The following is a 19,313-nucleotide window of genomic DNA, read 5'->3' as shown; positions in this document are numbered from 1 at the left end:
TCCTCACTCCCATTTCTCGCATCTGAAACATCCGCTTCACTATTCAACAATTTTTTTTACTTTTTAGTCCAAAATACGACCTTAATTTCATTAATGCGCTCGATATTCACATACTATCAGTGTAGTGTTTTTACTCTAATTTTGACGTCAGTCTGCATGGCTGCGTTTACTCAGTTAAGCCAAGTTCGATAAACCAAACTCGATAAGCCCGGAAAGGGCGGGAGTCAGAGGGTAGCAATCTATGAGAAAGATGAGTCGATTGAACAAAACAATCATTATTGGCACAACGATATTGTTACCACAACTGGCATACAGTGCTGGCTTTCAGCTTAATGCGCAATCGAATGCTGGCTTGGGACGCGCTTTTGCCGGGGATGCGGTCATTGCTGATAACGCCTCCTCTATGGCACGTAATCCCGCCACCATGGCACTGTTTAAAGAGGCCGCATTGTCGGCAGGATTTATCAGTATCACCTCTATGGTCGAAGTCAAAGATGCGGTTTATACCCGCGATTTATATAGCCAGGGGGCACTCGTCGATAGCTCGTCTCAATCCGCAAATTATGATGATGCCGGTGACAACGCCATTGCCCCCAATATCCACTTTATTATGCCGATTAATGACAAGTTCGCCTGGGGCATTAACGCGTATTCAAACTTCGGTACTAAAACTGAATATAGTGAGGATTATATCGCCGGCGAGTATGGTGGTATGAGTGAAGTGAAGAGCTACAACCTGGGGCTATCGGGCTCCTATCGCATGAGTGAGCATTTCAGCATAGGTGCAGGGCTGGATATCATCGCCAGTACAGGCAAGCTCAAGAGGAGCCTGCAACCTACAGACACTAACCTGTTGACTGTCGATGCCAAAGGCTGGGGACTGGGGTTTAATCTGGGCGCCGTGTATGAACTCGATGATAACAATCGCTTCGGTTTGTCCTATCGTTACAGCCCTGAAATGGAGACTGAAGGGGATGTCGACTACGCGGGGTATTTGGGCGAGTCCGGCCCTATCGACGATACGGTAGTGATCCCTTTGCCGAGCATGGCTGAATTTTCCGGTTTTCATCACCTCGAAAATAGCAATATCGCGCTGCATTACAGTATTCAATGGATAGGTTGGAGCGTGTTTGAAAATCTCGATGCCGAGACCAGTGGTACACTTAATCGTTATGAGTGGCAAGATGGTTGGCACTACGCTATCGGTGCGACTTACTACCTGAACAGTGCCTGGACCCTTAGGGCGGGCTACCTGTACGATACCAGCGCGCAGGATAAGCTGACCTCGATTTCGGTACCTGATTCGAACAGGCAGTTTTTCTCAACCGGTTTCACTTACCAATTAACGCCAAACTCTGACTTAGATTTTGGTTTTACCTATGTATTAGGCGAAGATGTGAGTGTGGTTGAGTCGAAGCCTATGATCCCGATAGATATCGCCAGCGGCACCTATTTGGCCACCAATCTTACGGCGACGAGTCATGCCAACGCCATGATGGTCGGATTGCAATACAACCGGACTTTTTAGACTCTTCAGCTAAGCCGATGTAAAAAATGCCAGTCAGATTTCTGACTGGCATTTTTACTTTTAACGAACCTAGAACCCTAAAAGCTTCGCGGCTAAAGCCGCTCCTACATGGGTTATATCAACCTAAAACCTCAAGTCTCGAACCTTGAATCTATTACCAGATACGGACGCGCTGGTCTTCCGGCAAGTATAGTTCGTCACCTGGCTTAACATCGAAAGCCTTGTACCAAGCATCATGATTTCGTGGTGCCTGGGCGCGGTATCGGCCCGGTGCGTGAGTGCCGCCACGGAGTTGGTTGAGCATGCTCTGTTCGGTGCGCTTCTCTTTCCATACCTGAGCCCAGGCGAGGAAGAAACGTTGATCGCCGGTTACACCATCGATCACCGGGGCTTCTTTGCCGTTCAGGCTGAGCTTGTAGGCATGGTAAGCCATGGCTAAACCACCCACATCACCGATATTTTCGCCCAGGCTGTTACGGCCATTGACGAAGTTATCCGGGATCGGCTCGTACTTGCTGTACTGCTCGGCTAACTTATCGGCTTTTGCATCGAAGGCGGCGCGGTCTTCGTCTGTCCACCAGTTGCGCTGGATGCCGTTGGCATCGGACTTTGAGCCTTGATCGTCGAAACCGTGGCCCATCTCGTGGCCGATAACTGCACCGATACCACCATAGTTAACGGCTGGGTCGGCGTTAGGGTCAAAGAATGGTGGTTGGAGGATGGCAGCCGGGAAGACAATCTCGTTAAATGAGCTGTTGTAGTAGGCGTTAACACGTTGTGGCGTCATGCCCCAGCGATTACGGTCAGTCTTCTTCAGCTCTTTGGCGACACTTTCAGCCTTAAAGAACTGACGCAAGTTAGCGATATTGCCGACTAAATCTTCGCCTGTTAGCGTTAACCCTTCGAACTCCTGCCATACGTCAGGGTAACCAATTTTAGGGGTAAATGCGGCAAGCTTAGCGTGGGCATTGACCTTGGTATCCGCGCCCATCCAGTCGAGACCATCGATACGTTGGCCCAAGGCGCTACGCAGGTTTTCAACCAGCTCTGCCATCTGCTGTTTTGATGACTCAGGGAAGTAGCGTGCAACGTAGACCTTACCTATGGCGAAGCCCAGAGACTGCGTGCCTGACATCTCTGCAACGGCACGTTTCCAGCGAGGCTTAGGTTCCTCCTGACCACTTAGGGTCTTACCATAAAACGCAAAATTCGCGGCGTAGATATCTTCAGACAGTAGGTCCGAATTGTTACTGATGGTGTGGAACGTCAGGTAGTCCTGCCAAACGCTGAGGGACTCATCATTAACTAAAGCAATCATGGCTTTTACCGGCTCAGGCTGCGAGATGTTTAGTTGCGGCACCTGGTAACCGGTTTGAGCGAAGTAGGTATCCCAATTGAACCCCGGGTACTGCTTGGCTAAGTCTTCACGTTTTACCTGATTCAGGGTGAGGTCGCGGTTACGGCGTTTCTCTCTTGGCCATTGGCCTTCTGCCATCTTAGTCTCCAGGGCTAGAATCGCAGTCGCTTGTGTTTTACCGTCTTTAACGCCGGCAAAGGTCAGCATCTCGGCAATATGTTCTACATAGGCGGTGCGGATTTTGACGAAACGTTCGCTGTCTTCGAGGTAATAGGAGCGATCGGGTAAGCCTAAGCCGCCGGCGCCGACAGACATCTCGTACTGATTCGGGTCGAGGCGATTAAACCACATGCCACCACCGATGGGAGATGCAGCGCCCGTGAGCCAGGCGTTACCAAATACCTTAGTTAGATCATCGGTAGATTTGACCTCAGCTATCTGATCTAGGGTGGCCTGAATTGGGGTGATCCCCAGCTTGTTGATGGTATCTGTGTCCATGTATGATTTGTAGAAGTCAGCAATTAATTGCTCTTCATCGTTCAGGTCGCTGCGACTGGCGATGTCATCGATGATCTCTTTGACCTGTTTTTCACTGCGCTCAGCCAAACCGGTAAATGCACCGAAGCGGGTCTTATCGGCCGGCATAACATAGTTGTCATACCAGGTACCGCTGGCATACATAAAGAAGTCATCGCCGGGTTTAACGGCTTCGTTGCGCGCCGATAGATCGACACCGAAGCTACCCAGCTCGGCTTTACCGGGGGTTACCTTGGTTATTTCACTTTTCGCTTCGTTGTTGATGTCTGAAGTGCCGCAGCCCGCTAAAAAAGTCGTGGCTAAGGCAATAGCTATTAAGGATTTTTTCATTGTTGTATTTTCGTCCTTGCTAAGGGGGAGTTAGATAAACGGCTCCATATTCTAAGATTGCCATAAAATGTCAACCAAAGAATTGTTAGCAAAGGTTGAGAGTTACTCCCACATCACGTTCGATTCCGACTCCACCGCAGATTGCAGCAGTTCGATAAGTGGCAGGGCTCGCTGTCTTAAGCTTACCACCGGCTCATTGTCTTCGTTATCGTCATCATAGGTGGAGCTTGGCGGGGATTGTGGGGAAGCGGGTACCTGCTCTACAGCCTTAGATAGTCTTTGCAGTGCTTCAGGTACATCCTCCGCTCGAATCGCTCCCGGAACTGTGCCGCTATGGCCCATGATCTTCACAAAGGTGAGAGCGACATTGCCAAACATTGTGATGTTTGAATAGTACTGAGTCTTAAAGGTTACCAGCATGGAGGACCTCTTTTTATATGGCGTATCAGCCGTCGGTTAGTTAGCGTGTGCTTATGTCATCAGTATGAAGGCGCACTGAAGAGTCCGCCAGTAAAAAGCCCGCATGGTGCGGGCTTTATTGCTTAACATTGGATTAGCTCAGTGATCAGCTGTGAAAATAACTGAGGTCTCAATCGGCATTATTTTCCGAGACAATCGCCGACCTCTTGGGGAGTCAGCTCGGTGGTCTTGATGTAGTTCTTGGCCATGCAAGCCGTGTAGTGACTGAAGTAGCCTCTTAGTTGGTCGGCAGAGCTGCCCTTATTGGCCTGTCTCTTACTGAAGTCGAGCGCGGCCTGTTGACACTGGTCTTTGAAGGGGCTGAGATTAACCTCGCAGCTGTTGGCCGAATCGAAGCCCAGACAAGTGCGGTATTTGGTTTCTGCGCAGAGGACGGCTTCGCCTTGAGTGACCAGTTTTGTCAGCATAAGTCCCTGTTTAACCGCCTTGGCTTGTTTGCTGTTTAGCTGAGGTTTTTCATCCATGTTGACCAACATAAATGACTTTCTCGCCACGACTGAATCGCGGTAAATAAGCTCCAGGGTCCAGCGGCCGGTGACTAACTCATTTTTATCGCCAAAGTACCACATGGCCAGGTTACGGTTGTGCTTGAACATGGTGTCTGTCCAGCTTGAGGTCGTGAACCCTTTACCTGTCTTAGGATCGATGATCTCCGGATGAGTCATGCGCACTGTGACAGGAAACTGATTCTGCCTGGCCAGCTTAGCATCGACCTTACCCCTATGGTCTTTGGGAAGGGTGACCGTATAGCGATAACCTATGTATTGTCCCAGAGACGGGGTGACCAGCTGAGTGCCGAATACATCATATTGGTTACCTGTCTGGGTGATTAATCCCGCCTCAGTGATGCTGACTCTGGGTGATAACAGGTTGGAGATATCGCTGTCGTCGTTTTGCTCAGACTCCAGCTCTTTTTTTGAGATGGCATAAGGGGTACCTTCGAGTGAAAGTAGCGCGACTTCATGCTCATCATTTTTCTTAAGGCTCTGCAGCGGATTATTGAAGGCGGTCAGCTTTTCGAGTTGAGTCTGGTTTGAGATGTCCAAGCTGGTGAGTTGGTTATTGTTTAACTCGACCTCTTTTAACGCTGAGTTGCTACCGAAATCGATATCACTGATCTGGTTGTAATCGGCTTTTAATTGGCTCAGTTGCAGCTTGCCTTTCAGGTTCAGGCTGGTTAACTGGTTATTTCTGACCGACAGTAGCTTCAGGTTTGGATTCGCGCCGAGATCCAACTGGGTCAGCTTATTGCCGGAGAGGTACAGATGACTCAGTTTGGGGTTATGGGACAGGTTAATCTGTGGCAGCGTGCCAACAGATAGATTTAAGCTTTGAAGTTGTGGGTTACGTGACAGATCTATACCGGTTAGTTTGTGACGGCTCAGGCCCAGATCTCGAAGTTTTGACTGCAAAGAGAGATCGATTTCGGCAATTGGCATCTTGTAGGCATAGAGGCTCTTGAGCTTAGGGTTACCGCTAAGGTCTAAATGCGTGAGCCGGTTGCCTGAGATGTTGAGGCTGGTGAGCTCTGGGTTTTTGGTGAGGTCTATATCCGTCAGCCGGTTACCTGCGATGATCAGGCGTTTGAGGTTTGGCTGCGATCCGACATCTATTGCGGATATGTCATTGTCCAGTAAGATCAGGTCAGTGAGTGCCGGCATGTAGCGAATTTCATCGACGGCGCCGACCTGAAGATTATTACAGTTAAGTTCTGTGATTTGAGCCAGCGCTTCCTGCCCGTTTTGCATCACGCAGTGAGCAAATTGTGGATCATTAAACTCAAGCTCACTGACCAATTTGGGTCCCTGAATGAGGCTGCAGCCCGATAGTGCCAATAAGCTTGTACTCAATAAGCCAATAGTTAACTTCGATGATTTCATGTAGTCCTTTTCCTTGATTGCATCGCAATCGTCATCTAACCAGTAATGTTTTTTAGGTTTATGCTTTTAAAACAAAGGGAAACTAACAGAAGCGAGCATCAAAACGAATAAGAAAGTCTCAACTGGATGTGATTACTTTGAGCTGGATCCGGATAACTTAACTACAAACTCATCAACAGGTTAATGAAGCAACAATAAGCTATGGGGGGAGGTGAATATCGTTTGACTTGGCTTCACTTTATTTAGCTTTGCCAGAAACCTGAATGCTTGCTGAACACGCCTTAGATTCTCACAGAATTCATTAACGCTTTTACCTGAATTGAATTAATCTACGCGCCATATCGAAACAGGTGTAACGAAAAATAATTTCTTTGGGGAATATTGTGAAAAAACTTTCTGTCGCGGCAGTATCATTATTAGCTATTTTTGCATCAACTAATGCGTTGGCGGCCAACGACCACACAGGTTTCTATGTCGGTGGCAGTTTAGGTCAACTTAAACTGAAAGCCGGTGATAGTGAGTCGGGTGTAGGCATTGGGGCATACGGCGGTTATAACTTTAACGAGTGGTTTGGTTTAGAGGCCAACATGTTTGTCTCTGGCGATCTGGGTGACAGTCGTACTGACCTAGGCGCCGGCACCTTCGCTTTTACCCCTAAGTTTACCTATCAGATCGATGATACATTTTCCGTATATGGCAAAGTTGGTATTGCCTCTATGGCTGTTGTTGCCAGACCCGATTACTTACGAAATGAAGATTTCACTGGCTTCGGTTGGGCCTATGGCGTAGGAGTAAATGCCTCAATGACAGAGAATCTGAATATTCGCCTTGGTTATGATGTTGTCACCGGTGAGCTGGATTCTGAGTATTCTAACGGCGCTCAAAACATAGATACCGATATCTCTAACTTCGCGTTAGGCATACATTACCAGTTCTAATCGGCTTTCCCTCTATCAGTGTGGGGGCGAGAGAAGATAAAAAAGGGATATCTCAGATATCCCTTTTTTTGTTTAAGAGCTAATCAGTAGGGGCTGGCTCGACTGATTAGCCATATGTAGCCAAAGATTAATTCGACTCTGACTTATCTCTGATATCCATGATTGGCATAACGCCTTCCCCCATCATAGTCGATGGCAGTTTGCCGTCCCAGGCCTGTGCTTCGGTAAGCTTCACAATCAATGGATTATTCTTGAGGGCTTTAGCTTTTGCATCGATCGCCTGCGCTTCGGCTTTACCTTTCAACAAAATGGATTGTGCTTCAGCTTCGGCGATCTTCAAAATCCCTTTCGCTCTGGCATCGGCGGTGTTGACCGCTCTTAAGGCTTCGAGGCGTTGACGTTCGAGCTTGTGTTCCTCTGCCGCCGCGAGGTTTTTCTCGGTCTGTTTGATCTCTATCGAGTTAATGTACTTTTGCGGCAGAATAATATTCTCAATTTGAATGTTATCTACCACAACCGGGAAGCCTTCCATCTCTTCGGCCAAGCGGCGTTCTATGCCTTGAATCGCACTGGCTCTGTCTTGAATGAGTTGTTCCGCTTCGAATTGCGGAATCGTATCCTTGGTGGCAGAGCGAAAACGTGGGTCTAAAATACGTTGTTCAAATTGAGTTAAGCCACCATAACGCTTGAATAGATCGAGTGCCGCCTCTTTGTTAACCGTCCAGTTAACGGATACTTCGACGGTGACCGGCATCTGCTCTTTGGTGCTCGATGCCATTTTTTCTGCATTTTTACGCGTGCGCACCTCGATCATCTCGACGGTTTCAATGAAGGGGATCTTAAAGTGTAAGCCTGGGTTTTCTTGCCCCTTTGCTTCACCGAAACGCTTTACCACGCCGACATGGCCTTCAATGACAATAAAATAGGAATTGAACAGGGCGATAATCAACAAAATAAGTGGCAGGAATTTAACGATTGAGATTGATTTGAAAAACTTGGGGGACTTTAACTTTTGTTCCAGCATTTGAGTATCCTTTCTAAGTATGCGGAGCAAAGATACCAGTTAATGTAACCTTATGAAACATTTGTAGCGCTAAGGTTGCGCGCTCTTTTTGAAATTGTGGTTTGAAGGTGTTTCGCGGATGAGGCATAAGAATAAGCGGACCTGAGTAGAACTATACTCAGGTCTGCTTATTTTTGAGCTTTCGGGTATCGCAGGGTTTAAAGCACTATGCTTTTTCAATCGATAAGCGCTGAAACAGTGAATCTTTCAGTTCGGCTCTGTCGTGCTTTAATTGGTGCATGGACTCATCATCGATTGGCGCGCCCTTTAATTCGAGCTCTCGAATTTCTTTATCCAGCGCATTGTAATGTTTGGCTCCTTTTGCAAAGGCTTCGTTGCTTTGAGAAAGCTTAACAACAATATCTCGGTATTCAGGAAACTCATTAATAAGAGAGTGATCTTCGCCTAACATAAAAACCCCTTTTAATTAGGTAGTTAATAAACAGAGTTGTCGCTATATAAGTAAAGCTAACCCTGTCGTTAATTACAAGTTTGCAAGCAAGCTTTATAAAAATCCGTTTATCGTATTATTGGCATTAACGTGAACTAATAGGCGACCCATACAGAGAGCCAGGTAACGTCAATAAAGAACTCAGGGTACAGAGATAATGGCATCTAACCCTGACTAAAATTTAACCCATTAAGAGCAATGGGAACATAGATTTTTGGGTGAAGTTTGATGTAAATCAATTGCTGGTTTGAATATGTTGGCCGGAATCTGGTTTTCTACTCCGAAAGAAAATGGCTTAAGAAAGCCTGATTGAGATCAAAGAGGGAAGCACTTAAGCCTCTCTCTTTGTTGTATATGATTCTAATCAGCTATCAGGTGGCTGCTAAATTTTTACCGCGGTGCAGAAGCTGACATCGCTCACATATGTCTGTGGGTCGAAGCTATGGTATAGCTCGAAACAGGGACGTTCGTCCGACTCTAGTCCCGTATCGACGACCAGCTTCATCAGCTCACTCCACGCCTGACCATACTCGTTCATCTGCTTGACGGTTTGGCGAATATAGGCATAGCTTCCACCGGGAAACACCTGTAGCTCCACCCGGCCACTTGCCTGAGTGTCTGCCGGCACCCTAAAACAGATATCGGTACGGCATTTTTCATCCGGGGTGATTTCGGGGTTATCGTGATAGATGAAGATTGCATTCTCACAGCTGAACCCTTTGGCTCCGGCCCAGGTGCAGAGGTGTTTCATTGCCTCTTCATACCCTTGTCCGTAAGGCCCGGTAACTCGAATGTAGGCTAAGGTACCAGCTTCAATTGTTGTGGTTTCCATTGTGACTCTCCGTTGTTGGTCAATGTCACCATGGTAGGGAGTCTCGCTCTGGTTGGCGTTTCCAATATTGCGCAACGTGTGTCCAATCTTGCTGTTTCGCATCAACTGACACAGCTTTTCGTTACTTTCACACTCCCTTAGTTCACTCGGTGTTAATCCAAAGCGCTGTTTAAATGCTTTGGCCAGACTTTGAGAGCTTGAAAATCCGTTCTCCAGTGCCAGCTCGGTGATTGAAACCTGTTTATAGAAGAGATCTGTGGCTATACGCTCCAGCCTTAATCGCCTCAAGTACTCCGCCAGCGTCTCGTTAGTGACAGCCTTGAATATTCGGTGGAAATGATAAGGGGAGATGTTGGCTTTGGCTGCGACTTCGGGCAAGTTCAATGGTTGATTGAAGTTTTGCTCAAGGTAGCGGATCACAGGTTTTAGTCGCTGCAGGTAATCGGTTCTCATCGGATAGGCTCTGTTAAGGCGTAGGCAGTAAAACAATAAGAGGTCGTCAGTAAAACAGATTTTCAGCCATTAATAAACAGAGATTATAGGAAGTTAGGTATCGGCTTTATGAAGGCAATACCAAAACCCTTTAACGAGATAGACTGGAGTATTGGGGGGAGGGCAACTCTTCTCGGTGGCCGTGTTGCTGTTGTGGTCTATCGTTCTCAGTGGCTCTATGATTATTCCGATAACACCTATTTTTAACTGGATATTATATCTATTCCGGTTGACATAATCTTAAGCCGATATAATGTCTAGCCCGGAGTTTTTGTCCTACCTTTTCATGCATATAAAACACTATCTTTTTATACAGGGGGTAGTCATGTCCTTAAGTGCACTAAAGTTGTTGAAAGCCCCTTGTGGTACGGGGTATGGTTAAATTCACCTCTTGTGTTTTACATCAATGTTTAGCCCTTTAAAAGTCTCTAGCTAGGCCAGTTGTCAACTATACTTTTGTGGCGAATTATTGAACAGTTTAATTCGGAGATTGCATGTAATTTAAAGGAGTAAGTTATGAGGTTTAAATTTATTCTTTCGATGCTGTTAGCGACCCTCTCAGTGGTCGCTAATGCACAAACCGATGAGCAAGTGGTTACCATCTACTTCGCTGGTACAAATATGACTCAGGAGTATTGGAATGAAGCTCAACTTCTTCATCCATTCTCTGAGCCGGAAACGATTGCGACCCTGTATAAACAGCAGGTCGATGGTGGCAATCATCATAAGAAAATCCTTGATGGTTTTGCATGGCTGGAAGCCGCACTGCCTGATTGGGACGGTAAGTTTTCAGAAGCTGAAGGGAAGCTGGAAGAGGTGATCGATAATTTTCCTCAGGAGGTGTCAGATTCATGTGACTTGACCCCTTGCATCATACTTAATTTAGTGGGATTCAGCCGAGGCGGGGCTTCGACTCTGCATTTCGCCCACACAATCTCGAATAATGCGGATCACGCTAATTTGAAAAGTAAGATCAAAAAAATCAACATATTGAACTTCGACCCGGTTCCCGGAGATGCGTTTATGCCCGCAGAGGTATTCAATCTCCCTGAGAATGTGGAATATCTTGGCTTCTATTCAGTCGATGAACGCACCCAGTTCTTCGCCCCGGTATTTCCAACCCCTACGGCGGCTCATTATGACGCATTTACCGTACCGGGTAGCCATGAAACTATGGTCGGTAATATCTATAGGGGCGGACACAGAGATCTGTTTGGTCTCAGTAAGGTAGAAGCCATACGCGTGGTTTCGATGGTGCTTAAGATCGTGGCGACCGAGGTTTTGGGCTCTTCCGAATGGGGGCACGTCAGATTTAATGATGACCTGTCGCACACGGCGCGAGATTTGAGTTGGTATGACGAGGTGACCGACACCGATGGCGACGGCAACATAGGGATCGGTGAACTTGAGAGCTATTTTACCGATAAGTTAACGTCTATCTATGCTGTGTTCGGTCCCGATCCCACTTCAGCACTCCCTCCGTATCCTGAACTTATGCGTGCAGAATCCTTCTTTCCTGTAATAACGCGGGAATATTGGGGGACCCTGGTACCTGAGTGTTTCTTTGAACCTGTGATTCCATTCCCGGACTTATTCTTCTCTGTCACCTCGCCGCGTTGCGTTTACCATCGCCCCACGGACTATGTTGGAGATCTCGGCATTTCCGATCGCAGTCTCGAAGAGATAGGAGATCCCGAAAATCCCCTGAATGCTCTGGAGGGGAGTGATTACAGGATCTGGAATCTGCTGCTGGAGAGAGGTAGCCTGGATATCGATGAAGATATTGTCGATTACAGTGATGATAACTGCCCGTTCGACTTCAACCCGGAACAGCTTAATACCGACGGCGATCTGTTAGGTGATCTCTGTGATTCCGATATGGATGGAGATGGGATTGAAAATGAGTCAGACAACTGTCCGCTTATCCCTAATACCGATCAAGCCAACTTTGATGATGATCTACTGGGTGATGTTTGCGATCTCGATGCCGACAATGATGAGGTTGTTGATGACTCAGATCTGTGTCTGTTTACTCCGATGGGTGCCATAGTGAACGCCAGCGGTTGCAGTATTGCTCAACTCGTTCCCTGTGAGGGCCCAGAGGAGAGTACAGCCTGGAAGAACCATGGCCAGTATGTGTCCCAAACGGCGAAGGTGGCTAAAACCTTCCGTAAGCAGGAGTTGATAAATCAGTGGGAGTTTTTGGCTATCATGCAGGCTGCAGCGCAATCCGCTTGTGGTAAGTAACCGGATAAAAGCTATTAGCATATCGTTTTGGCTTTCCAATTTAGCCCAGACAACAAAGGCTTCTGTAGCGTGCAGAAGCCTTTTTATGTTTACCACTCCAAATTAACTAAAACCGCCCAAAAACTGTTTAAAACCAAGTCACCGATAAGCCTGATAAAGTATCTCGTTAGCTTTTTAGTGTGACAGCGTAAGAGTTTCACTCGTGGGGAGCTTGCGAGTGGATTTTTTATTAGAGAGGTTGAGGAAAGATGCCCGTGTAAGCCATTGTTAAGTCGGTTTTCTTGAAAGGCATGGTTAAAAATGGCATTATCCAAAAAAAGGAATTTTTATGTCTATAAAAGCATTAAAAGCAGTCGTTCATTTTAATGAAAATCAAAGGATTGCCCCTCGATTTATTCTCACCTATCTCTTGATCTGGTTTATCTGGCATAACCAACTGTTCACCAGCTTCTTCACCACTAGTGGCGACCTTTTGACAAGAGCTGATGCGGCACTGGCATCCGTTGCCGATAATCACTACCTCATTGTTCTGGCTATAACCTGTTTCTTTTATATGGCGCGACTCGGCTATTATTTTTTGAAGAATAAAACTCATGCCCTGTTAGAGGAAGATGATATCGCCGAGCTGAAGGTCGGCAGCGATCAACGTTTCGCAAAGAATGAAGATATCGAAAGGTTATTATCTATGGTTACCGACCTTAAAACTCAACTGGCGGCAACCAAAGAGAGAGAGCAAAAGGCGAACGCTGACAAAAATTTAGTGATTAAGAAGTTTCTGGCCTTACGAACGGAGTTAGATGAAGTGAAGGCAGAAAATGCACTCCTGACTAAGTCTAATAAAGTGCTGAAGGCTCGACTCGCCGAAAACTGCGACATGGGATCGGGTGTATTGGAGCCAAGCTGATACTGATTTTTTAAGATTAAGAGGCCGGCTTATCAACTTTTTCAGACTCTGTTAATGAGCTTTATGCCTGCTGATACATGGCAGGCTCATCTTTAGAACTCTTTATTCCTGAACACTTTTATTCGTCACTATCCGTTAGTCATATATACTTTATTTACCGTGAATAAACATTGGTCGTCATCTCCATGAAGTCCCGGGTTCCTTCATTTGAAATTCAATTGATAAAAGAGATGCGGTTATACCTGCTGAAGTCTGTCGGCTGGGTAATGAAAATGTCACTATTTTTGCTGTCGGTGATCATAATACACTCCTTTTTCCTGCCCGGCGGGATATCCATATTACTGCGGGCATTTCCCTGGTTTATTCCACTTCTGATTATCATCATAATGCGTTTTCAGCTAATCAAAAAAACCAGTTTTAAGCAGTTAAGGTGGAAGTACTTTTATGCTTTTCTGTTGCTGTTCGATCTTTCCTGGCTGCTGGTATTTTGGGGGCTGAGGGATGGAATGAACGACAGCCTTGTTGCGATAGAAGCTATGCTTGATATCCTTATTTTGACCTGGGCGATTGCGCTGTTTCCTAACAGAAATGCGATGATTGCCGCAACGGTTCCTCTTATGCTCAGTGTCTGCGCGATAAGGTTAAATGCTTTTCCGCAATCGCCCCTGTTTCCTGTTACCAAACTAATATGTTTCGTCGCTATCGTATCGACCGGACAGAAAATAATGGAGTCCTGGTTTATCAAGGCGGTGAGTCGGGATGTTGAAAAAAAGAAATTAGTATTACAGTTCAGGCGGCTGGCATTAGTTGATGGTTTGACACAGCTGAGTAATCGACGACAGTTCGACACCATATTGGAGCAGGAGATCAGAGCCGCAGAAAGAAACCATAATCCGCTGAGCCTGATCATGATGGATATCGATTTTTTTAAGCGCTTCAATGATAGTGCCGGGCACTCAGCCGGAGATGAGTGTCTCGTTGCCGTTGCGCAGGTACTGACAGAGACGGTTAAGCGCCCCCGGGATGTGGTGAGCCGTTACGGTGGCGAAGAGTTTGTTATTGTACTGCCATCAACCGATCTTCAAGGCGCCGCCAGAGTTGCCGAGGCGACAAGAAGCGCTTTAATGAGCAGGGCAATCCCTCATCCTGCTTCAGATGTCAGTCCATGTGTAACCATGTCTCAAGGAGTATGCCAGTGGCAATCTGGTATGAGTTCAGAGGCATTAATCATTGCTGCAGATGAGCTGCTATATCGTGCGAAGCAAGCAGGACGAGACCAATTTAAAGTGAATGGCTAACCCCGCTGCCCATCAACTCTAAAGGATGGCCGCTCCAACTTTCTAGCTTTTTACTTTACTCAACCCCGAAGAGATACCTGCCATAGTGCGGGTAAATCGCTCTTTGGCTGTGGGTAAACGCTCATACTGATCGAATCCGCTGGCCATAGCGGCATCTAATCGTCCGAGTCGCTCATCCAGTGATGGGTGGGTCTTAAACAGCATGGCGAGACCCGCGTCATCGGGATTTATCATCTCCAGAGTCTGTAATGCGGCGGGCAGACCATAAGGGTCGTAGCCTGCTCTGGTGGCTAACACTATCCCCATACGGTCGGATTCAAATTCATCTTCCTTATCTAATCCGCGGGTATACAGTTCTGTGCCTGCGGTAACGAGTTTTAGTGATTCAGTACTTTGCTCTTTTGCCGTTAAAATGAGATCGGTTATCTCGGTTAATGCACTCATGCCACTGGCTTTTTTCAGTGCATTCAGATGGTGTCTTCGCAGCACATGAGATATTTCATGGCCGAGTACTCCGGCTAGTTCAGCTTCATTGTTGAGAGTAAGCAACAAACCTTTGGTGAGCACTATGTAGCCACCGGGGGTGGCGAAAGCGTTGATGCTATCATCATCGAGCACGGCGAAGCTCCAGGGCAGTTCCGGACGCTCGGAGTGCATGCTGACCCAGCGGCCGACCCGGTTAACATATTGCTGCACCTCCTGGTTTTCAAGCAGGGGGGCGACACCAAGCAGGTTGGTGACAATCTCCCGGCCCAGAGCTATTTCGGCAGTTTCATCGACCTCGGTCAGGGCATCTTGAGTATGCTCCAGGGCCGATAGCCCCTTACCTATATCGATATTATTAAACACAAAACTCTGATTCGACCCGCAGCCACTGCAAGCGATACCAAGGCTCAGGAGTAAAATCGATGTGGTTAATTTATTCATGACTTACCTCCGGAGCCAGACGTTGATACTTGCAGATAATCCTGTTGCTGTTCACGAAGGTTTTGCTCTTTAGCGAAGGAGTGGGCTTCAGCTTTAGATACCGTCAGGCTTTGCATGGTTGCAAACGCATTCGGGTCAGGAGTGGGGTCTGAAAACTTGTTTTCATCGAGTCCGCGAGAAGCGGTCGTGACTGTGCTACCACTGCTCCCCGTGGTGATTAGGTTGAATAACTCCTTGGTACCGGCGAAAGAGTCTGATGTCGGCTCTACATAACCGGTAAAACGCACACTGAACATCTTCACCCAGCCGATCTGCTCTTGGGCCCGGATCTGCAACCAACTGGATTGCCTCGACAACACATGAACATCGAGCTCCTGAGGAAGGATGGTTATCGTGGTTGCATCGCTGAAAGGCTTGCGTTTCAGATCTGTTTCCCGGACCAGACTCGCGTTTTCCTGCTCTGCTTTATCTTGTCCAAGGCAGGGGCTCGCGACTATGAATAAAGGCAGTATTAGCCAGAGTGGCACCGCTTTTCGAGCCGCTAAAAATCGTTTCATCATGTTTTCCTTACCGGTGCGAAAAGTTCAACTTCTTGTGCCCGGCCCTTAACCTTATAGAAGCCGTAGGGCTTGAAGTCAAAGTGGTCAGCGCACAGAACCATGGTGTCACCGGAGACTAAAATTCGGGAGACCCCCTTAGTCAGCCCCTCGATTCTGCTGGCTAAGTTTACCGTGTCTCCGATGGCGGTATATTCCTTACGTTGCTCCGAGCCGATAAGGCCTATCACGGCTGGGCCCGAGTGGATGCCGATGCCAACATCAAAGTTGGCATCTTGTTCCCCCAGCTCCTCCTTGAATTGTTGCAATACCTCCGCCATCTCCATTGCGGCATTGACGGCGTGGACGGCGTGCTGTGGGTCGTCCAGGGGGGCGCCCCAGAAGGCCATGATGCAGTCACCGATAAACTTATCCAGTGAGCCTCCATGCTTAAATACAACGGCCACCTGCAGGGTAAAGTAACGGTTTAACAGGCTCACTACCTCCTGTGGTGTACGGTTTTCAGAGAGACTGGTGAAGCCGCGAATATCTGAAAATAGTACAGAGACCTGTCTGCTCTCTCCCTCACGACTCAACCCTTCGCTTGAGACCAGCTGTTTCACCACAACCGGGTCGACGAATCGGCTGAAGAGCTCGACCGTTTTTTTCCTTGCCCTTAGCTCGACAAGGTACTCCCGCAGCGATAGAGAAAAGTAATACAGCCACATCAATAAGAGTGGCGTTAGCATATGAAGTAAGATCTGCCGGTTCAATAACAGGTAGCTGGCGAGCAGGGCTATACCGCTTGCACCCAGGAGTGAGAGTCCCACGAAAATAGCGTTGATCCTGAACATGAAGCAAACATAAACGCCTATAATTGCGGCCAAACATATCAGCAAGTAACTCCATTGGGGAAGCGTTGTCATATAGCTTTGGTTCTTCAGGTTATCTATGGCGGTAGCGAGAATGTCCAGGCCGGAATAGAGACTATCGATTGGCGTAACTCTAACATCATGTAGCGCCGAGGCATCGGCGCCAATGATGACAATTTTACCCGCTAACTCCTTGGGTTCTCTGAGGGGGATCTCCCGGTTAAAGTCTTCATAGAGATCGGCATAGGAGAGCCTTCGATAGGGATTTTTTGGGCCACGCCATGAGAGCGTAATATGCTCGACCATGGGAAGCTCATAGCCGAGATCCTTGATGACTCTGGCTGGAAGCGAGGGCAGTAGCCAGCCGTAAATATTCCTGTAGATATCATATCTGCGCCCGACGCCGTCACTGTCATTAAGAAAGTTCACTGTGCCTAAACGCCAGTATTTCGGGTCTATTGCCAGTGGGGGCATAAGCGCGGCTCTGGCATCCGGTTTTGCTTCTTCGGTTCTGATTAAGCCAACCTTATCAGCAATAACAGCGAGCTCTGGTCCATTCTTATCTTGCTGTGAGTCAAGCCGCACCAGGGCGAAAAAAATATTCTGCTTCCCTTCGAGAGCTTGATTGAACAGGGCGTCACTCTCTGTTCGATAGAGATCCCGCTCGACGAAAGAGAGATCGAACACTATGGCTTTGGGTTGCTGCTTGCTTATCCCTTCGACCATTTCACCATGAACCGAGCGAGGCCAGAACCAGCTGCCTACCTGATTCTCCATGCGGGCCAGGCTGGCATCATCGATATTTACAATCACGATATCCGGATCCGGCTGCACGCTTTGCGCGTGTATCTTGACGAAATAATCGGAAAGACCAAACTCCAGAGGCACCAGTGTCTTAAACCAGATCACCTCGGTGAGGACCAATAACAGGAAGCCTAAGCTGAATGCGTTGAGAAAGTGACTGCTCTTCATCTGTTCTGCTTATTGAGGCTTTAAGTAACCGGGGATCTGTGTTTCATCGACCTCATCAATTTGTGCACTATCCATAAATTGATTGGCGTACTCCAGATACACTTTCTGTTTTACAAAAATATGGAACAGCTCGGGGTCAATGTGTCCATTGAGACTAAATTTTCCCAGAATTCTCAAGGATTCAGAGAGTGTTTTCCCTGTCTTGTAGGGGCGGTCCTTGGCTGTTAAGGCTTCAAAGATATCGGCGATTGCCATTATTCTTGCCTGTACCGACATCTCTTCACCGCGCAGGCCTCTGGGGTAACCTTTTCCGTCCATCCGCTCATGGTGCCCGCCTGCAAATTCAGGGATATGCTGCAGGTGTTTCGGCCAGGGCAAGGTTTCGAGCATACGTATGGTGAGTGAGATGTGGTTGTTAATAATCTTTCGTTCTTCATTGGTCAGGGTGCCGGCCGGGATCATCAGGTTTTCAACCTCCTCCTCATTGAGTAGCGTTTGCGTGTTGCCCTGTTGATCTACCCAGGTGTAATTAGCGATGGAGGCGACGCGCTGCAGATCTTCATCCTTCATACGCTCAGAGCCGATATTGGCATAAGCCAGAAAGGTGCGATCATCTTCAAATCGTTCGAGTTTACATTCGAGCTCTCGGGATAGCCGGTTCGATGGCCCTTGGGCTGCCTGCTGTTTCAGATAGTGAATTTCAACATCCCTTCTGAGGATCTCGAAGCGGGCATCGATCAGGTGAATACGGTCGAAGATAGTCTGTAACTTAGTCGCTTTTTCGATGACATGAACCGGCGTCGTTATCTTGCCGCAGTCATGCAGCATACCGGCTAACCAGAGCTCATATCGTTCACTCATCGACATGGCAAAATCTTTTAATGCTCCTTCATCTGTCTTCTGTGCAGCATCGGCCAACATCATGGTTAATTTAGGCACCTGCTGACAATGTCTGCCGGTATTCGGTGACTTTTCATCGATGCCTATGTTGATTAAATTCACCAGAGATTCGAGCAGATCCTCCAGCTGTAATATGAGCTCTTGATTGGTGATGGCAATCGCGGCCTGAGAGGTGAGTGCCTCGATAAACACCTGGTCTGTCATTGAGAATGGTTGAACCTGATGAGAGAAAGGTGCCTTGGAGTTCACCAGCTGCAGTACGCCAACTAACTCTGAGTTATGGTCCAACATGGGTACGGTTAGCAGGGACTGGCAGTGATAACCATAGAATTCATCGAATTTGCGCATTCCTAAAAAATTAAACAGGGGCGTATCGTACACATGTTCGATATTGACCGACTCTTTGCGGTTTGCGGCGTAGGCGACAACGGCTTCTAAGTTCGGCTCTGCGTTGTCCAGAGATAGCGGGATAGATCTCATCTGTTCAGACTTTTCCAGGGTTCCGCCAAAGTGAAGATCCAGAGAGTCGTTGAAAAGGATATCGAACTCCAGATATTTTTTATCCGCACTGACGCGGTATAGAGTACCTCCGTCGGCATGGGTGATATTTTTTGCCGTCTGTAAGATGCGTTCCAGCAGGACCTCGATATTCTTGATGTCATTGAGGGCGATACTTAAGGTTGTAAGATGCTGTAACCGCTCTGCAATCTGTTTATTACTGAGTTCAGACATGTTTAAAAACCACTTAAAATCAGAGATCAGGGAATAG

The 19,313-nt window shown here is 47.5% G+C and carries 16 protein-coding genes; 6 read left to right on the top strand and 10 right to left on the bottom strand.

From position 1 onward, the window contains the following. The first annotated feature begins 250 nt into the window (after window positions 1-250). On the top strand, window positions 251-1,528 hold the full coding sequence (locus SSED_RS19010; RefSeq protein ID WP_223295926.1) for an outer membrane protein transport protein: 1,278 nt from the start codon (window positions 251-253) through the stop codon (window positions 1,526-1,528). Window positions 1,529-1,682: 154 nt separating this feature from the next. Here SSED_RS19010 and SSED_RS19005 read toward each other — a convergent pair whose 3' ends face one another. The 3 genes from SSED_RS19005 to SSED_RS18995 all read right to left on the bottom strand — a co-directional run bounded on the left by SSED_RS19005 (window position 1,683) and on the right by SSED_RS18995 (window position 6,112). Beyond that, window positions 1,683-3,752: a M13 family metallopeptidase gene (locus SSED_RS19005; RefSeq protein WP_012143967.1), complete on the bottom strand. Its 2,070-nt coding sequence runs from the start codon at window positions 3,750-3,752 to the stop codon at window positions 1,683-1,685. Between the two features lie 102 nt (window positions 3,753-3,854). After that, window positions 3,855-4,172: a DUF1840 domain-containing protein gene (locus SSED_RS19000; RefSeq protein WP_012143966.1), complete on the bottom strand. Its 318-nt coding sequence runs from the start codon at window positions 4,170-4,172 to the stop codon at window positions 3,855-3,857. A gap of 179 nt (window positions 4,173-4,351) precedes the next feature. Next, window positions 4,352-6,112, bottom strand: a complete 1,761-nt coding sequence (locus SSED_RS18995) for a leucine-rich repeat domain-containing protein (protein ID WP_012143965.1) — start codon at window positions 6,110-6,112, stop codon at window positions 4,352-4,354. A gap of 383 nt (window positions 6,113-6,495) precedes the next feature. On the opposite strand from SSED_RS18995, the gene SSED_RS18990 reads away from it, so the two are divergent. Next, entirely contained in the window at window positions 6,496-7,050 is a 555-nt protein-coding gene (locus tag SSED_RS18990; RefSeq protein ID WP_012143964.1) for a porin family protein, read from the top strand. 127 nt (window positions 7,051-7,177) lie between these two features. Here the strand turns inward: SSED_RS18990 and SSED_RS18985 are convergent, their stop codons facing one another. The 3 genes from SSED_RS18985 to SSED_RS18975 all read right to left on the bottom strand — a co-directional run bounded on the left by SSED_RS18985 (window position 7,178) and on the right by SSED_RS18975 (window position 9,849). After that, entirely contained in the window at window positions 7,178-8,074 is an 897-nt protein-coding gene (locus SSED_RS18985) for a prohibitin family protein (RefSeq protein ID WP_012143963.1), read from the bottom strand. Between the two features lie 205 nt (window positions 8,075-8,279). Further along, window positions 8,280-8,525 (bottom strand): HP1242/YdcH family protein, encoded by a 246-nt coding sequence (locus SSED_RS18980; RefSeq protein WP_012143962.1) that lies wholly within the window; start codon window positions 8,523-8,525, stop codon window positions 8,280-8,282. Window positions 8,526-8,946: 421 nt separating this feature from the next. Further along, on the bottom strand, window positions 8,947-9,849 hold the full coding sequence (locus tag SSED_RS18975) for an AraC family transcriptional regulator (protein WP_012143961.1): 903 nt from the start codon (window positions 9,847-9,849) through the stop codon (window positions 8,947-8,949). Window positions 9,850-9,957: 108 nt separating this feature from the next. Between SSED_RS18975 and SSED_RS24875 the strand changes: the two genes are divergently transcribed. From SSED_RS24875 to SSED_RS18960, 4 genes are all read left to right on the top strand, one after another. Then, window positions 9,958-10,095, top strand: coding sequence for a hypothetical protein (locus tag SSED_RS24875; protein ID WP_190273172.1), 138 nt, complete (start codon window positions 9,958-9,960; stop codon window positions 10,093-10,095). 309 nt (window positions 10,096-10,404) lie between these two features. Continuing rightward, window positions 10,405-12,135 carry a thrombospondin type 3 repeat-containing protein gene (locus tag SSED_RS18970; protein ID WP_012143960.1) on the top strand — a complete coding sequence of 577 codons (1,731 nt, stop codon included), beginning with the start codon at window positions 10,405-10,407 and terminating at the stop codon, window positions 12,133-12,135. 328 nt (window positions 12,136-12,463) lie between these two features. Further along, entirely contained in the window at window positions 12,464-13,039 is a 576-nt protein-coding gene (locus tag SSED_RS18965) for a coiled-coil domain-containing protein (protein ID WP_012143959.1), read from the top strand. Window positions 13,040-13,224: 185 nt separating this feature from the next. After that, the gene (locus SSED_RS18960; protein ID WP_041421802.1) at window positions 13,225-14,337 is read left to right on the top strand and encodes a GGDEF domain-containing protein; all 1,113 of its coding nucleotides are present in this window, start codon (window positions 13,225-13,227) and stop codon (window positions 14,335-14,337) included. A 42-nt stretch (window positions 14,338-14,379) separates the two neighbouring features. Here SSED_RS18960 and SSED_RS18955 read toward each other — a convergent pair whose 3' ends face one another. The 4 genes from SSED_RS18955 to SSED_RS18940 are packed head-to-tail and all read right to left on the bottom strand — an operon-like array spanning window position 14,380 to window position 19,276. Then, window positions 14,380-15,264 carry a M48 family metallopeptidase gene (locus SSED_RS18955; RefSeq protein ID WP_012143957.1) on the bottom strand — a complete coding sequence of 295 codons (885 nt, stop codon included), beginning with the start codon at window positions 15,262-15,264 and terminating at the stop codon, window positions 14,380-14,382. Continuing rightward, window positions 15,261-15,824, bottom strand: coding sequence for a hypothetical protein (locus SSED_RS18950; RefSeq protein WP_012143956.1), 564 nt, complete (start codon window positions 15,822-15,824; stop codon window positions 15,261-15,263). The genes SSED_RS18955 and SSED_RS18950 overlap by 4 nt, the downstream gene beginning before the upstream one ends. Continuing rightward, window positions 15,821-17,644: an adenylate/guanylate cyclase domain-containing protein gene (locus tag SSED_RS18945; RefSeq protein ID WP_012143955.1), complete on the bottom strand. Its 1,824-nt coding sequence runs from the start codon at window positions 17,642-17,644 to the stop codon at window positions 15,821-15,823. Before SSED_RS18945 ends, SSED_RS18950 begins: the two co-directional genes overlap by 4 nt. A 9-nt stretch (window positions 17,645-17,653) precedes the next feature. Beyond that, complete coding sequence (locus tag SSED_RS18940; protein ID WP_012143954.1) at window positions 17,654-19,276, bottom strand: HD family phosphohydrolase; 1,623 nt, start codon at window positions 19,274-19,276, stop codon at window positions 17,654-17,656. Between the last annotated feature and the right edge of the window lie 37 nt (window positions 19,277-19,313).

It is taken from the genome of Shewanella sediminis HAW-EB3, assembly GCF_000018025.1.
Lineage (GTDB): Bacteria > Pseudomonadota > Gammaproteobacteria > Enterobacterales > Shewanellaceae > Shewanella > Shewanella sediminis.
Note: the sequence above shows the minus strand (reverse complement) of the source record. Positions and strands in the feature narration are given on the sequence as shown.

Bases quoted from the DNA above. Each gene is read 5' to 3' on its own strand.
- SSED_RS18975 (WP_012143961.1), bottom strand. From the start codon at position 9,849: ATGAGAACCGATTACCTGCAGCGACTAAAACCTGTGATCCGCTACCTT.
- SSED_RS18945 (WP_012143955.1), bottom strand. From the start codon at position 17,644: ATGAAGAGCAGTCACTTTCTCAACGCATTCAGCTTAGGCTTCCTGTTA.
- SSED_RS18995 (WP_012143965.1), bottom strand. From the start codon at position 6,112: ATGAAATCATCGAAGTTAACTATTGGCTTATTGAGTACAAGCTTATTG.
- SSED_RS18950 (WP_012143956.1), bottom strand. From the start codon at position 15,824: ATGATGAAACGATTTTTAGCGGCTCGAAAAGCGGTGCCACTCTGGCTA.
- SSED_RS19010 (WP_223295926.1), top strand. From the start codon at position 251: ATGAGTCGATTGAACAAAACAATCATTATTGGCACAACGATATTGTTA.
- SSED_RS18985 (WP_012143963.1), bottom strand. From the start codon at position 8,074: ATGCTGGAACAAAAGTTAAAGTCCCCCAAGTTTTTCAAATCAATCTCA.
- SSED_RS18940 (WP_012143954.1), bottom strand. From the start codon at position 19,276: ATGTCTGAACTCAGTAATAAACAGATTGCAGAGCGGTTACAGCATCTT.
- SSED_RS18960 (WP_041421802.1), top strand. From the start codon at position 13,225: ATGAAGTCCCGGGTTCCTTCATTTGAAATTCAATTGATAAAAGAGATG.
- SSED_RS18980 (WP_012143962.1), bottom strand. From the start codon at position 8,525: ATGTTAGGCGAAGATCACTCTCTTATTAATGAGTTTCCTGAATACCGA.
- SSED_RS18965 (WP_012143959.1), top strand. From the start codon at position 12,464: ATGTCTATAAAAGCATTAAAAGCAGTCGTTCATTTTAATGAAAATCAA.
- SSED_RS18970 (WP_012143960.1), top strand. From the start codon at position 10,405: ATGAGGTTTAAATTTATTCTTTCGATGCTGTTAGCGACCCTCTCAGTG.
- SSED_RS19005 (WP_012143967.1), bottom strand. From the start codon at position 3,752: ATGAAAAAATCCTTAATAGCTATTGCCTTAGCCACGACTTTTTTAGCG.
- SSED_RS19000 (WP_012143966.1), bottom strand. From the start codon at position 4,172: ATGCTGGTAACCTTTAAGACTCAGTACTATTCAAACATCACAATGTTT.
- SSED_RS18955 (WP_012143957.1), bottom strand. From the start codon at position 15,264: ATGAATAAATTAACCACATCGATTTTACTCCTGAGCCTTGGTATCGCT.
- SSED_RS24875 (WP_190273172.1), top strand. From the start codon at position 9,958: ATGAAGGCAATACCAAAACCCTTTAACGAGATAGACTGGAGTATTGGG.